This window comes from Klebsiella sp. R390, assembly GCF_051131745.1.
GTDB lineage: Bacteria > Pseudomonadota > Gammaproteobacteria > Enterobacterales > Enterobacteriaceae > Klebsiella.
Map to the genome: position 1 here is coordinate 4,101,163 of NZ_CP180445.1, position 12,139 is coordinate 4,113,301.

Sequence of the window (12,139 nt, forward strand, 5' to 3'; positions counted from 1 at the left end):
TAATCGTATGTTGCTACGTCATCTCACCTGTTTTCTGGCGGTCGCGGAACACCGCGGTTTTACCCGTGCGGCAACGGCGCTGCATGTTTCGCAGCCGGCGCTGTCGCAACAAATTCGCCAGCTTGAAGCGTCGCTGGGGGCGCAGCTTTTTGATCGCAGCGGGCGCTACACCCGGTTGACGGATGCCGGAGAAGCCTGGCTCATTTACGCCCGCCGGGTCATGCAGGATCTGGAAGAGGGCCGGCGGGCGATCCACGATGTGGAAGACCTGCAGCGAGGTTCACTGCGGGTAGCGATGACGCCGACCTTCACGACCTATTTTATGGGGCCGCTGGTGGCGGCGTTTTATCAGCATTACCCCAATATCACACTGACGATGCGTGAAATGCCGCAGGACCGGATGGAGGCGCTGTTGCTGAATGATGAGCTGGACGCTGGAATTGCCTTTAGCGACGTTGGCTCGGCGGATATTGTCGCGACGCCTTTGCTTAGCGAAACGTTGGCGCTGGTAGTAGGGCACCACCATCCGCTGGCGGAACAGCGGCGGGTTAAGCTGGATGCATTGAATCAGCAGGCGTTAATTTTATTGAGCGAGGAGTTTGCCACCCGCGAACAAATTGATCGCTACTGTCGGCAGCATCATGTTCAACCGAAGATTCAGATGGAGGCCAACTCCATCAGCGCGGTGCTGACCGTGATTCAGCGGACCCAACTGGCGACCCTGTTACCGGCCGCCATCGTGCGGGAGCGTGACGATCTGGTGGCGGTGGAGCTCACGCCGCTACTGCTGGAGAGAACCGCCTGTCTGTTACAGCACAAGGCGGCCTGGCAGAGTGCCGCCGCGCGGGCATTTAGCGCGCTGACATTACAGATAGCCGGGGAGCTGAAGGCCGGGACCGCTCGCGTTTACCAGGTATAGCCGACGGCGAGAATGCCATAGAGCTCGCCGTTATGCTGCACAATAGGGCTGTCGGCGATATCTTTGTCATACAGCTCGTAGTTTGCCGCGAACATGCCGACCCAGTGGGGGCTGAAGCGGTAGCTGGTAATAATCGCCGCCATTGGCGAGACGGTGGTGCCGGTATCCCACTGCTGGCGTTGCGGAGTCGCTTCGCTGGCCGAGATGCCACCGAAATAGTAGTTCGCCATATTGCTGCTGCGGATCATCAGCCCCATTCCCGGCATCACCAGCAGATTATCTTTGATGATCGGGAAATCCGCCCATAGCAGAAGCTCTTGCCCGTCGCTGCGGCCTGTCACGTCAGAGCTGAGACGGGCGCTCAGCAGCGCGTAGGGGGTGATGAGCGTCGCGCCGATCCCCGCTTCAAATTCGCCTTTGCGTTTCTCCATGCCTTTGAAAGCGGCATTATCGCTGGGATCGAGGTTGCCAAAGCGCCAGCGGCCATATCCGTAAAAAGCCACTTTGTCGTCAATATGGAAGTAGTAACGGGCGCGATCGCCGAGATAGATAAACTGATCGCCAAAGTAGAGGCCACCGGGAATGAAATAGGTATCGTTGTCCTGCTTCTGGTAGCGAGCGGTTCCACTAATGGTGGCAGCCCCCAGCACCAACCCTTTCGGTACCGGACTGTCGGGGTTATTTCCAGAAAAAATATCGATGGAACCCAGGTCAACCTCGGCGCTGGCGGGTGAAGAGCACAACATCAGGGAGCAGAGGGCAGCGGCAGAGTAGCGAAATGGTTTCATCCGGGTTCCAAATATGATCAGGGAATATGGTGCGAAAACATGCAGATGCTTTGTACATAAAGCACTGTCAATGTGAATATATACCAGCGCAGGCCACTCCGTGGGCCGGTTTTTTGTTTTTTCTTAATTTGTGACGGGCTTTTTTTAATGCATGATGAAGCGGTTAATCCGCCGCACCCTGGCAGCGGATGAGAGTTAACCTTTCTGAGCCGCATTAACGGGCGTGGCCGCCATCGCCAACCTGAGCGTGCTGGTACCACGCCATCAGTTCCGACGTCCCTTCTTCACCTTCCGCAGGTGCCCATGTGACATAATCTTCAGCAGAAACCGGTTGATACCCGCCGTGTTTGACTTCAAAAATGACGCCGCCGACGTCCAGTGACAGCACCGCATGCCAGGTCCCGGCATCCATCTCTAACACCGTACACTCTTCACCCAATACCACGCGGTTGGTGACATAGCCGAGGTCATCAAACGTCAGTACTACAAAGCGTCCACTGAGGGCGATCAAGAGTTCAAAGGTATGCGGATGGCGATGCGGGCGAACATAGGTCCCTGGCTCCATGGCGATCGCCAGGCGCTGTACGGGATCGCTTAATTCCGGATGGAAATTACGATGAGCGCGTAACCGCGGTGAACGTGCCGCCGCGTCGCTCTGTTGTTGCATGTCACTGAAAGTGATGTATTTCATTTTTCCACCTGACGTAAGATCTGAGAGTGCGAATGCGTTCGCGACCGAAGGTTGCAGTGTGCGCTTTTCGCAGAATGCCAACAGGCACATTGTATCCAGTTGACGCTGAAATGTCGGGGGGAATCTGTGACAGAGCGTGACTCTAAGTATTTGTTTAATTCGTGGTTATTCAGTCGCTATGTTCAGGCTGCGGTAAAAACCAGAATAAATTTACTTGCACCTGAAGAAAGCTGCTAATAATTATAAATGGCAGTTGTTGTTGATGGGTGAGATTATCAAGCCGGAACTTGTCCTCAGGTCAGGATATGACAGATATCGTGAGGCTTTGTATATATTCTATATTATAAGAGTTAGCTGGTTAATCATTATGTATGTTGTCATTTTTTTGCTAATTGTCAGCGCGCGGATAGCATTGCAGCTGATACAGGGTTAATTAAGTGTTAACTTATAATAAATACTATCGACGCATATTGCATAGTATTTATTGTCGCAATAAATGTAGGCTTTGTCTGATATCAGATTAAGACTATCGTTATTATATAAATCTGGCTGTTTTTAATTATTGATAATGAATGCAATGACTGGAGATATGATGGCTAAAACATCTAAAGTTACTGTAGCTGATAAAGAGTGGGACGGCGTGACGATTCCGCCCTCCGCCACATCGGTCATAAAACGAATTGAGGGATTCTATAGCTCGCCCTATGATGATAATGGGTCAATACCCGGAGGGACATGGACTATCGGATATGGCACCATCATCGATGCCTCAGGCAAAGCCGTGACGCCACATACGGCGCCAATTACTGAAGCTGAGGCTGAACAGTTACTTGTTCGGGATATGAAAGGAGCCGCACATACTGTTCAGCAGCGAGTATATGTATCATTGCTGGAGTGTGAAGCTGCTGCGTTGATTTCCTGGACGTACAACCTCGGTGGCGGAAATTTAGCCAAATCAACGATGCTGAAATATATAAATTCAGGCCAAAAGACCCGTGTGCCAGATGAGATGCGTAAGTGGATCAGTCAGGAGGGTAAACCACTACTCGGCTTGTTGAGACGCCGTTGGGCAGAAGCAGCAATTTTTATCGGTATAGATTCTGTTAATGCTTGTATCAGAGCCTGGAATGAAATTGACAGTCTTAATGACTGGCCAGCATTTAAATAATATTGTTTTTTTATTTATGAGTGTAATCAAAGGAAATAAAATGGTCTGATTCTGTATTTCATAAGAGGAAGAAAAATGGCGATGAGAATACTGTCTATCGATGGCGGTGGGATCAGAGGTATCCTTCCGGGTATGATATTGGTCGAGCTGGAGAAAAAACTACAGAATATAACAAAGAATCCAGACGCAAGAATTGCTGATTATTTCGATTTGGTGGCGGGAACGAGTACGGGAGCCATCCTTTGCTCCGCGTATGTTTGCCCGGATGCTCAAGGAAAACCAAAATTCACGGCTCAAGAAGCTGTTAATTTCTATCTTGAAGATGGTGATGAAATTTTTGATGTTGGTCTATGGAAAACAATTAGTTCATTAGGCGGTGCAACTGATGAGAAATATTCAGCAAAAGAGCTGGAGAGAGTTTTAACAACGGCATTTGGAGAAACAAAGCTAAGTGAACTGTTAAGGCCGACCTGTTTTGTTGCTTACGACGTAAGTACCCGTCTTCCTGTTATCTTCAAACAACATTCGGCAGTAGCGAAGAACCGCGATTTTCTGGTCAGGGATGTCCTACGTGGTACCTCCGCAGCTCCTACGTATTTTGAGACAGCGCGAATTTACTCATTACCCCCTTTACCTGAAAAATTTGTCCTGGTTGATGGTGGTGTGGTGGCAAACGACCCCGCGCTCTGTGCCTACTCTGAAGCCATCAAATTCAGTAATGTTGCTGGCATCAGAGATATGATTATTGTCTCGCTTGGCACAGGCAAAAAACTACAGGGCTATTCCTATTCCGAGGTTAAGGACTGGGGGCCTTTTAGCTGGGCAAAACCTGCCATCGATATTGCGCTCGAGGGAGGGCCTCAGATGACGGCGTACTACTTACAACAAATTGCTTCAACGGTAAAAAATTCTAAGTACTACAGAATTCAGCCCGAGCTATACGGCGCTGATCCAGCGTTAGATAATGCATCACGCGAGAATTTAGAGCGGCTGCGTAACGCAGGGCGACAAAACGCAGTTGTGCTCGATGAAACATTAAATGAAATTGTCAGTTTATTGGTCAATAGTAGTGGGAGTTTTGAGTTTGAAGGCTAGAGGGGAGCGGGTTTTGTGGATTTGACGGCGGGGCGCCAAAATGGAAATGGTGTCCCCTGCAGACTTCGAATGTGATTTTCAATATGTTGATATTAAATAAATTTAATTTGTTCGATTAATGCATGAGCCCCCATTAAGGCCCCCATTTGCATTAAGTCAAAACTAGAAGATTTAACGGGAATTTTTACGTCCATTTGAATTGGATTGGATGGTTCAGTGCTCTGACCATTTACGGAATCGTAGCGAGCACCATCCGTGTTTGAAAATGATACCATAATCTGGCTCCTTACTGTTTAGTGGGCAACGCCCTTGGATAATGTCGGGCTATGATGTCATTCAGCTTATCGACCAGTTCCGGTCGCTTAAAAGTGATATGTGCCGTTCCCTTCTGAAAGTATTTGATTGCAAACATCTCATCCTCGTAACGATTGCTGTGCCTGTTTTCATTGATATGATCGCCGAGACGACGGGTGACGTCGGCACGGTTGTCGGGAACCGGTTTCCCGTCCAGAAGCATCAGCATGCGCTCAAGGTCTGCTAACCGATCACGTTGCCAGCCCAAGTGAAGCCCAAATCCCCAACAATCATATTTCACCAACCCCGTCACGATGATCTTTTTCCCAAACTTGCATGGGCTGTTGCTCTGAAAATCCCAGCTCAGACCCTTAAACACGTTGATCACCCCGCGTTCAAACACCTCGCCTTTGTTCTGGTGCAGTTGCTCAAACGTGCTAAGAATATTCTCTTCACTGACAGCGGGAATATCGTCCTTTTCCAGACTGTTGTACCACTGGTCACGCGCCTGAGCATCCATGATGGAAAGCATCCCTGACTTTTTCATTAAATCGCGCCAAATACCACGATCGAGGTTGCGGATAATGGCCTTCATTGCCGTTTCTCTTTTTTCCATCAACCAGCAGCCACAGCGGAAGTCCTGCTTCATAGCCCAGTCCAGAGCGTTTTTCCCGCCGATACTGCGGGTTAGCGTTGAAATATCGTCGAGTTGCTGAATGAGCGCTTCAATCTGTGTCAGTGCGGCATTACGTCCGGTGACGATGCGCTCAATGCTGGTGGAACAAATTATGTCGGTGTGGCCGGTTAACACTTCGGGGTCGGTGAGAGTAAGTTCTGACATCAGTTATTTCCTTTATATAAAGCAAAACGCCAGCCGGTGATGGCTGGCGCTTGTATGTACGTGATGAGTACGGTTCGGAAGCTAATCTGTATTGGCCTCTTGCGAAAGCCGAAGATGACGAAGTTCACGAACATCCCGGAGTGCCTTTTCAATCCAGGGTAAAAGCCTGGCGGAATCAGTGTTATTTTCATTGTTATCGAAGATGATGCTGCTGTCACAACAGATGTTTTCCTGCACCCAGCCGATCAGAATATTGAGGGCGGTATCAGTGGTTAATTGTGGCATGAAAATACCTTGTGATTACTGGAGATGCATCACCAGTCGAAGGTGGCAAAGTCGGGCAGCAGTTCACCTGAAGCATCAAAATGGATGATGTCGGCGGAATAACGACGCATAAGCGTAACGACCAGACGACGACAGGCTTTTGATAACCCCATTCGCTTCAGCTTCAGTACCGGGTATAAGCTGCGAGCGTTGAGTCTGAGCAGATAGCCATAGCCGGTGTACAATACCCAGTCGCTGTTGTTGCCGTCGTGATGCTGAAGAGAGAGTTGGTCCAGAATGGTGTTATCCTTGGGGGTGATATGGGCAGTACTGCACTGAATACCGTGCGTTCTGGCACTTTCAGGCAGCGGATCTTCCACTATCAGTTTGCCAGGGGTATTAGCGATCCACAGCGAATAGCCGTTATCGCTGACCACGTTAATGAGTTCAGTGAGTTCACCGCCATCCACTTCAACGGCGATCCTTCCCATCTTCAGTGTCAGCACGTTGATGCTGTCGGCTTCGACATTGAGTGAGAATTTCATCAGTGTCCGGCTCTCCGCTGGCATTTTCCGGTGGTCACCTGAGTGACGGTTTTGTAGCGGTCACGCTTCATCAGGCCAGTGGCCCTTAGGGCGCGAAGGATATCGATGCTGCTGATAAACGGCGACTGCTCTGCAAGGGTGAATCCGCTGCGGTCAGTACGCACCAGACCGTATTCTTCCACCAGGGAGTTAATGGCATCGCACAGTGAGATCCCGGCTTCGAGCTGGTCCAGAATCACGCTTTCCTTGTTGAATGGCGTGTCGTTAAGCGTCAGGCCGTAGTGCTGCGTCAGCAGGTAGGTCAGTAACTGCTGCCAGATACTGACGGGCGACGGGCAGGATGGCGCTGCCCGCGTCGGGAGTGAAGGTAGAGTTTGCATGGTATTTTCTCTTTAGATGTCAGGGGGGAATCATGAAAGCTTGTAGGGGCTGAGAGCAGGAGAGTATTGTGCAACCATAGGTCATATAGCCCGGCAATTGTCCTGTGTGGGAAGCATTTTGGGCATGGTAAACTCTCCATCTGCATAACAGACCAAAATGGATAGAGCGATGAGCAACAAAAACTACGAAAGTCACCGTAAAGCAGTAATTAGCAAGGGTATTCCACCCGAATTGTTAGCCCGCATTAGTGGCTCCGATATCCAGGTAATCAATACATTCCTGACCCGCATTAACAAGCTTGAGCTAACGCCGAAGGAAAAGGGCTGGATTAATAATGTAATTAACGTGACGGAACGTTAGTTCATCGCTTTACTCAGTAGCGTTAGCAGGATAAATGGCAATGTAAACATAACCGCAGGAGCCGAGTGTATCCGCTTCGCAGGTTAACCCGTTGTGGTACAGGGTGACGCAGTGCTGATGGTGGGGATTAAGCTCTCCGCTGGTGAGCATCAGTTCGAGCTTTTTCATGATGAGCGGAAACGCCTGGTCGAGCTGGCGGGCTTCAGCGTCACTGAACTGACCGGCGATATCGGCACGGTCAGCAAGATAATGCAGCCGGTTGCCTTCCTGAACCAGACGGGCCCCGAACTGCGGCACAATCTGGCGTCTGAGTCCCCATTGCGGGCAGAGGCTGGCCTCCGGTGTACCGGATGTAGTGTCAGATTTCATTTAAGTACTCCTGAATTACGGGATATGACGATTAATTGAGGGTGACGCTGCGCAGCACCACATAGGGCCCGTTGAGGTCCTGATGGCGTTCAGCGAATACGGCCAGTATACCGGCGATATCCGGTACCTCCCGACCGGCATAGTGGCAGATGCTGCCGGACCACTTGTATTTCTCGGTACAGAAGCGAAACAGACGGGAATGAGGATGCTGGCGGTATCGTCATTGCCTGGCGTTTACTGATGATTTTCATCACTATTCCCCTTACAGCCAGCCGCGTTCGGCAAAAGAGACAATATCCATCCCGCCAACCACCAGATGGTCCAGCAGGCGGATATCAACCAGGTCCAGCGCCTGTTTCAGACGTTCGGTGATTCGTCTGTCTGCGTCGCTGGGCTCAGCCCGCCCGGATGGGTGGCAGTGCGCCACGAGAATGGCGGCAGCGTTATGTTTCAGTGCACTCTTCACCACCTCCCGTGGATGGACCTGCGTATGGTTGATGGTGCCGGAGAACAACGTTTCGTGCGCAATCAGGCGGTTCTGGTTATCGAGGAAGAGTGCAGTAAATACTTCGCGCTCCTGTGTGGTAAGCTGCAGGCGCAGCCAGTCGCGGACGGCATTGCTGGAAGTAAATGACGCCCCGGGTTCGCGTAACTGACGCTCCAGCAGGGTGAGTGCTTCCCGGATGGTTTGCTGGTCGGCAGGGGCTAATTCGCGGGCAAACAGCGGGAGTTGTTGTTCCATAACGGCTTACCTCAGTCAATAATGCACATGATGGCGTGACATTCCGCGTGCCTGATTGCGTAGTCCCTCAGACGGTAGTAGTGCTCTGACATGGCATAGTATTCGGTGCGACAGGCATGATGGCTGTAAGCGATGAGACAGACCGCAACCCCGGCAGCGTTTGCGCTCATCTCAGCACCGTTACCGTTCATGCTGTTAAACAACATCCATTTTTCATCGTTGTCGTCGTCGGTTTCTGGCGCCATAAACGCACCACCGTTGCTGAGCGTATAAAAACGCCAGATACCACCGCTGTAATCAGTGCATAGACGATCCATCCAGGCGAAGATATGTGGCTCCAGGGTTATCCACTGCGGGATGGAGCCAAAGTTCTGTGGCCAGAAATCAGAGCGGTTTTCATCGGCAACCAGCGTGGTCGTAATATGGTTCGGGTCCGTAACCGGAACGTCTGCAACAGGGGAGAAAAGTGGTAATGTATCACGGGTCATTATTGGTACCTTTTGAAATAGATTTATCAGGATGGGTAAGGCGGAGGAAAGCAGGCAGTAAAAAAGTAACTCCACCGGAGAGGAGGTATACCTACTCTTTGTAATGGTTCGTGGTGGCATGCTTTGTAAATATCAGGGGGAGACCAGCCGAGACTGGTGACGATTGTTATTGCATGCCTGGCCCGCCTCGTTGAATTCGACAATGGCAATGAAGGCGGGAGTTTTTTAGCTCAGTGTCTGCTGCAGTTCTTCTGCCATTACCCACAACGCACGGTTCAGCCTGATATCACCGTCGATGCCTTTAACTGCACGGGTGCGAGCCCGCTTGCCCAGCGTTGTTCTGCCTGGCAGACCACCTTTAATCAGATTCTCCTGAATACGCTGGTAGGTGGTCCACAGGTCACCGCTTTCGTCCTGCCAGCGGCGTGGAGACAGAATCTGTGTTTCTGTTACCGGCTGGTGTTCTTCACCGAAGCGATACGTCAGCGCTGCTTTCGCAAACGCCTGTTGTGCCGGTGGCGGCAAGACCAGTGGCTGCATGGCGTCACGCTTCTCTTCCATCCGGTCAAAAATCTCCAGCACTTCGTAAGCCCCCTCAATGACTTTTCCCACCACATCGCCCTTATGCGGCACCCTGACTTCGCCAAATGACTGTCCGCAGACCAGACCGTTGGCGCAGACTGCGCGGAATAATCCCGGCAACATCTGGTAGCTTGAGCTGCCGTCATGACTGTTGAGCAGGATTATCTCCGGTACCTGTTTGTCGGCTATCTGCCCTGCGCGTCGCAGGTGCACCATGTGTCTGGTATGTTCACGACGGCTCTGGTCTCTGACACGGGTCTGACAGGCGAAAAAGGGCTCAAAACCTTCCTGTTTAAGGTTCTCAAGCAGAGTGATGGTGGGAATATGGGTGTAGCGTTCGCTGCGGGATGCGTGTTTGTCCTCGCTGAAGACGCTGGGAACATGGATCATCAGCTCATTGTGGGTCAGCGGACGGTCGCGGCGGATCTGGTTGATTCGGCCAAAGCGGCTGGCTAATTGCATAATAAAAACTCCTTGATTAAACGGCATAAAAGCAAAAAGACCACACTCCCGAAAGGAAGCATGGCCCGGTGGTCTGTGTGGTTATGAGATGGAAGTAACGATTGTTGTCGTTATTGCTGTCGTGGGGTCGAGCATGCATTGTCGTCAGCAGCAACGGGTGCCACCGGGATACCATGGCTGGCAATATAGCGGTTGAGCATCATCCCGGCCTCCGGGGCAAAGTTCCAGTCCCGCCAGATAAGCATGCCGTCAGTATCGCGGATAGCCAGACGAAAGTGGGTGCCCTGGTCATCTTCAATGGTTACGTTGGTGTACTTTGCTGCAATGGAGTCTGCCTGTGTCCGGGTGAACGGACCGGGTGGAAATGGTATGTCGTCAGTGTGTTGCATATCAGAACCAGTGTTGCGGGAAAGAAAGTATCCCATCCGGCGGGATAAGGCATTATCAGGTGGTACCGGTGTCAGGTGCGTCCCAGTAACCGGAGTATCTGTGTCATCAGAGCGGCCATAAGAGCCGTGATCAGCAGGGTCACCGCTTCCCGGGCATTATCCAGAGCATCATCGTCATAACCGGCCTGACGAAAACAGCGTTCGATAAACTGCCGGGCCCGGTGACTGCCCCACCAGGACAGGGCCTGTCCCAGCGCGGATATCAGCATGTTCAGAATGGTCATAAAACGAACCTCCGGGCAGCGCCAGGGCTGCCCGTGATGGAGAGGAATAAAGGGAAATTCAGGAACGTGCGGACAGGGTTCAGTCGTAGGTGATGCGCCAGGCGCCTTTGTCCGTGGTGACCACCACCTCGGAGGCCACGCAGTTATTATAAAAACTCACCTTGACTGACTCACCGTACTGCAGGGTGGCGGGCAAAATGGTGTCCTTTTTACTGGAATACAGGTATTTCTGATTATTAATGCGACAGTGACCCCGGTTGACGTCGATGTTTTTGACGGTCACGGTGTCATCCCGTGCGGTCACGACCACGGTGGCGTAGCGGGTGCCTGCCGGGTGGACATTGTTGCTGGTTTCGACTTTGACGGGGAGAGGTTGTTGCGCTGCTATTGCCGGGACAGAGCAATACAGCAGAGCAGGCAGTAGAGACAGAGGGAATTTCATCGCGGTTCCTTAACGTGAGCGGGGGTGGAAGAAGATATGCCGGGTATACCTGGAGTACCGGTGCGACCGGTACCTGCTGACGGTCAGACCGATGCGGCAGAGACGCAGCCGTGCGTGCCGAATGCCGGCAGTATCTCGCGGGCGCCCTTCAGCGTGAAGGTGGCGGGAGTAACACCGGTTCCGGTGACCGTCACCTGTTTACCCTGGCGTAACTGACCCCAGGCAAAATCGAGATTGTTCTCACCCACCCGGCTACCTGAATCACTGATATCGACGGCCTCCTGCTGGTCGATTTTTACCTGCAGTTCAGTATCCGTATCCATACTGACCTGACGTCCACGTGCATCAGTCAGGGTGATGGTGGCTGCCCGGGAGCCCTCGTCCTCACAGGACAACAGCAGCTGTGACTGCCCTTTCCCGGTGATGATAAATTCCGATACCCCCTGACCCCAGCCCCGGGTCCAGGCATCCGGGTTACCGAAAGCATGTGAAGTGACGGGGAGCAACGCAACCAGGCTGAGAGCCATCAGCCCTGTTTTCTTCATATTCATGATGTGTTTCCTTTGTGTGAATGGTCAAAAGAGCGGCCCAACCGGAGAGAGAACAGTCCCGGCTGCCGCGAAAAGTCAAAAGAGGAGGCCTGCATCAGATAAGGGCTTCTCCCTGGTGAGGTGGCAGAGAGAACCGGTTTACATCAGCTGTTTTCCTACCACCGTCAGCCCGGCCAACCAGCCGAGGCTCTGGGGGCCGACCAGCCAGAACAGGCGTGCTTTCAGAAGGCCCGTCATGCCTTCACTGGTGTATACCGCATCCGGCATCAGCCATTGTCGAAGAGCTGCACCGACGGTCATACCGGCTCCAGGACCCAGCGTCATCCAGAACAGATAGCCCATTTCCTGCCTAAAGCTACGAATTTCGCCAGTGGCGCCAAAAACGTTAAACAGCACCACGACCAGCGCAATAATGAAAGCAATAATGAAGTACTTAATAATGAGAGCCATTAAACATTTACCTTATTTTCTGCACTGTCTGGTT

The 12,139-nt window shown here is 51.8% G+C and carries 20 protein-coding genes and 1 pseudogene; 4 read left to right on the forward strand and 17 right to left on the reverse strand.

What is annotated here, in order from left to right:
* Positions 1-7: 7 nt before the first annotated feature.
* Positions 8-919, forward strand: coding sequence for a transcriptional regulator CynR (gene cynR / locus ACMYSP_RS19280; RefSeq protein WP_434583634.1), 912 nt, complete (start codon positions 8-10; stop codon positions 917-919).
* Here the strand turns inward: cynR and ACMYSP_RS19285 are convergent.
* Together ACMYSP_RS19285 and ACMYSP_RS19290 are read right to left on the reverse strand one after the other, a co-directional pair.
* Positions 907-1,707, reverse strand: coding sequence for a MipA/OmpV family protein (locus tag ACMYSP_RS19285; RefSeq protein WP_434583635.1), 801 nt, complete (start codon positions 1,705-1,707; stop codon positions 907-909). The genes cynR and ACMYSP_RS19285 overlap by 13 nt on opposite strands.
* A gap of 214 nt (positions 1,708-1,921) precedes the next feature.
* Positions 1,922-2,398 carry a WbuC family cupin fold metalloprotein gene (locus ACMYSP_RS19290; protein WP_434583637.1) on the reverse strand — a complete coding sequence of 159 codons (477 nt, stop codon included), beginning with the start codon at positions 2,396-2,398 and terminating at the stop codon, positions 1,922-1,924.
* Positions 2,399-2,987: 589 nt separating this feature from the next.
* Here ACMYSP_RS19290 and ACMYSP_RS19295 point away from each other — a divergent pair.
* Complete coding sequence (locus ACMYSP_RS19295) at positions 2,988-3,566, forward strand: lysozyme (RefSeq protein WP_434583638.1); 579 nt, start codon at positions 2,988-2,990, stop codon at positions 3,564-3,566.
* Positions 3,567-3,641: 75 nt separating this feature from the next.
* A complete protein-coding gene (locus ACMYSP_RS19300) occupies positions 3,642-4,661 on the forward strand; it encodes a patatin-like phospholipase family protein (protein WP_434583639.1) in 1,020 nt (339 codons plus the stop codon).
* Between the two features lie 92 nt (positions 4,662-4,753).
* Here ACMYSP_RS19300 and ACMYSP_RS19305 read toward each other — a convergent pair whose 3' ends face one another.
* The 5 genes from ACMYSP_RS19305 to ACMYSP_RS19325 form a co-directional block, all read right to left on the reverse strand.
* Positions 4,754-4,936, reverse strand: coding sequence for a hypothetical protein (locus ACMYSP_RS19305; protein WP_434583640.1), 183 nt, complete (start codon positions 4,934-4,936; stop codon positions 4,754-4,756).
* An 11-nt stretch (positions 4,937-4,947) separates the two neighbouring features.
* Entirely contained in the window at positions 4,948-5,796 is an 849-nt protein-coding gene (locus ACMYSP_RS19310) for a DUF4942 domain-containing protein (RefSeq protein WP_434583641.1), read from the reverse strand.
* Between the two features lie 81 nt (positions 5,797-5,877).
* Complete coding sequence (locus ACMYSP_RS19315; protein WP_434583642.1) at positions 5,878-6,081, reverse strand: hypothetical protein; 204 nt, start codon at positions 6,079-6,081, stop codon at positions 5,878-5,880.
* Between the two features lie 29 nt (positions 6,082-6,110).
* Positions 6,111-6,605 carry a DUF5983 family protein gene (locus ACMYSP_RS19320; protein ID WP_434583643.1) on the reverse strand — a complete coding sequence of 165 codons (495 nt, stop codon included), beginning with the start codon at positions 6,603-6,605 and terminating at the stop codon, positions 6,111-6,113.
* Complete coding sequence (locus ACMYSP_RS19325; RefSeq protein ID WP_434583644.1) at positions 6,605-6,985, reverse strand: TA system toxin CbtA family protein; 381 nt, start codon at positions 6,983-6,985, stop codon at positions 6,605-6,607. Before ACMYSP_RS19325 ends, ACMYSP_RS19320 begins: the two co-directional genes overlap by 1 nt.
* A gap of 169 nt (positions 6,986-7,154) precedes the next feature.
* Between ACMYSP_RS19325 and ACMYSP_RS19330 the strand changes: the two genes are divergently transcribed.
* Positions 7,155-7,346, forward strand: a complete 192-nt coding sequence (locus ACMYSP_RS19330) for a hypothetical protein (RefSeq protein ID WP_434583645.1) — start codon at positions 7,155-7,157, stop codon at positions 7,344-7,346.
* A 9-nt stretch (positions 7,347-7,355) separates the two neighbouring features.
* On the opposite strand, the gene ACMYSP_RS19335 is transcribed toward ACMYSP_RS19330, so the two are convergent.
* From ACMYSP_RS19335 to ACMYSP_RS19380, 10 genes and pseudogenes are all read right to left on the reverse strand, one after another.
* Entirely contained in the window at positions 7,356-7,715 is a 360-nt protein-coding gene (locus ACMYSP_RS19335) for a type IV toxin-antitoxin system YeeU family antitoxin (protein ID WP_434583646.1), read from the reverse strand.
* 31 nt (positions 7,716-7,746) lie between these two features.
* A pseudogene (locus tag ACMYSP_RS19340) lies at positions 7,747-7,966 on the reverse strand (DUF987 domain-containing protein).
* Between the two features lie 11 nt (positions 7,967-7,977).
* Entirely contained in the window at positions 7,978-8,457 is a 480-nt protein-coding gene (gene radC / locus ACMYSP_RS19345) for a RadC family protein (RefSeq protein WP_434583647.1), read from the reverse strand.
* A gap of 11 nt (positions 8,458-8,468) precedes the next feature.
* Positions 8,469-8,945, reverse strand: coding sequence for an antirestriction protein (locus tag ACMYSP_RS19350; protein ID WP_434583648.1), 477 nt, complete (start codon positions 8,943-8,945; stop codon positions 8,469-8,471).
* A 225-nt stretch (positions 8,946-9,170) separates the two neighbouring features.
* Positions 9,171-9,989, reverse strand: a complete 819-nt coding sequence (locus ACMYSP_RS19355) for a DUF932 domain-containing protein (protein WP_434583649.1) — start codon at positions 9,987-9,989, stop codon at positions 9,171-9,173.
* 110 nt (positions 9,990-10,099) lie between these two features.
* Complete coding sequence (locus ACMYSP_RS19360) at positions 10,100-10,378, reverse strand: DUF905 domain-containing protein (RefSeq protein WP_434583650.1); 279 nt, start codon at positions 10,376-10,378, stop codon at positions 10,100-10,102.
* A gap of 71 nt (positions 10,379-10,449) precedes the next feature.
* Positions 10,450-10,662: a hypothetical protein gene (locus ACMYSP_RS19365; protein WP_434583651.1), complete on the reverse strand. Its 213-nt coding sequence runs from the start codon at positions 10,660-10,662 to the stop codon at positions 10,450-10,452.
* Positions 10,663-10,741: 79 nt separating this feature from the next.
* Positions 10,742-11,104 (reverse strand): hypothetical protein, encoded by a 363-nt coding sequence (locus tag ACMYSP_RS19370; RefSeq protein ID WP_434583652.1) that lies wholly within the window; start codon positions 11,102-11,104, stop codon positions 10,742-10,744.
* An 83-nt stretch (positions 11,105-11,187) separates the two neighbouring features.
* Positions 11,188-11,655 (reverse strand): hypothetical protein, encoded by a 468-nt coding sequence (locus tag ACMYSP_RS19375; RefSeq protein ID WP_434583654.1) that lies wholly within the window; start codon positions 11,653-11,655, stop codon positions 11,188-11,190.
* Positions 11,656-11,793: 138 nt separating this feature from the next.
* The gene (locus ACMYSP_RS19380; protein WP_434583655.1) at positions 11,794-12,105 is read right to left on the reverse strand and encodes a hypothetical protein; all 312 of its coding nucleotides are present in this window, start codon (positions 12,103-12,105) and stop codon (positions 11,794-11,796) included.
* Positions 12,106-12,139 lie beyond the last annotated feature (34 nt).

Bases quoted from the DNA above. Each gene is read 5' to 3' on its own strand.
- cynR (WP_434583634.1), top strand. From the start codon at position 8: ATGTTGCTACGTCATCTCACCTGTTTTCTGGCGGTCGCGGAACACCGC.
- ACMYSP_RS19285 (WP_434583635.1), bottom strand. From the start codon at position 1,707: ATGAAACCATTTCGCTACTCTGCCGCTGCCCTCTGCTCCCTGATGTTG.
- ACMYSP_RS19290 (WP_434583637.1), bottom strand. From the start codon at position 2,398: ATGAAATACATCACTTTCAGTGACATGCAACAACAGAGCGACGCGGCG.
- ACMYSP_RS19295 (WP_434583638.1), top strand. From the start codon at position 2,988: ATGATGGCTAAAACATCTAAAGTTACTGTAGCTGATAAAGAGTGGGAC.
- ACMYSP_RS19300 (WP_434583639.1), top strand. From the start codon at position 3,642: ATGGCGATGAGAATACTGTCTATCGATGGCGGTGGGATCAGAGGTATC.
- ACMYSP_RS19305 (WP_434583640.1), bottom strand. From the start codon at position 4,936: ATGGTATCATTTTCAAACACGGATGGTGCTCGCTACGATTCCGTAAAT.
- ACMYSP_RS19310 (WP_434583641.1), bottom strand. From the start codon at position 5,796: ATGTCAGAACTTACTCTCACCGACCCCGAAGTGTTAACCGGCCACACC.
- ACMYSP_RS19315 (WP_434583642.1), bottom strand. From the start codon at position 6,081: ATGCCACAATTAACCACTGATACCGCCCTCAATATTCTGATCGGCTGG.
- ACMYSP_RS19320 (WP_434583643.1), bottom strand. From the start codon at position 6,605: ATGAAATTCTCACTCAATGTCGAAGCCGACAGCATCAACGTGCTGACA.
- ACMYSP_RS19325 (WP_434583644.1), bottom strand. From the start codon at position 6,985: ATGCAAACTCTACCTTCACTCCCGACGCGGGCAGCGCCATCCTGCCCG.
- ACMYSP_RS19330 (WP_434583645.1), top strand. From the start codon at position 7,155: ATGAGCAACAAAAACTACGAAAGTCACCGTAAAGCAGTAATTAGCAAG.
- ACMYSP_RS19335 (WP_434583646.1), bottom strand. From the start codon at position 7,715: ATGAAATCTGACACTACATCCGGTACACCGGAGGCCAGCCTCTGCCCG.
- radC (WP_434583647.1), bottom strand. From the start codon at position 8,457: ATGGAACAACAACTCCCGCTGTTTGCCCGCGAATTAGCCCCTGCCGAC.
- ACMYSP_RS19350 (WP_434583648.1), bottom strand. From the start codon at position 8,945: ATGACCCGTGATACATTACCACTTTTCTCCCCTGTTGCAGACGTTCCG.
- ACMYSP_RS19355 (WP_434583649.1), bottom strand. From the start codon at position 9,989: ATGCAATTAGCCAGCCGCTTTGGCCGAATCAACCAGATCCGCCGCGAC.
- ACMYSP_RS19360 (WP_434583650.1), bottom strand. From the start codon at position 10,378: ATGCAACACACTGACGACATACCATTTCCACCCGGTCCGTTCACCCGG.
- ACMYSP_RS19365 (WP_434583651.1), bottom strand. From the start codon at position 10,662: ATGACCATTCTGAACATGCTGATATCCGCGCTGGGACAGGCCCTGTCC.
- ACMYSP_RS19370 (WP_434583652.1), bottom strand. From the start codon at position 11,104: ATGAAATTCCCTCTGTCTCTACTGCCTGCTCTGCTGTATTGCTCTGTC.
- ACMYSP_RS19375 (WP_434583654.1), bottom strand. From the start codon at position 11,655: ATGAATATGAAGAAAACAGGGCTGATGGCTCTCAGCCTGGTTGCGTTG.
- ACMYSP_RS19380 (WP_434583655.1), bottom strand. From the start codon at position 12,105: ATGGCTCTCATTATTAAGTACTTCATTATTGCTTTCATTATTGCGCTG.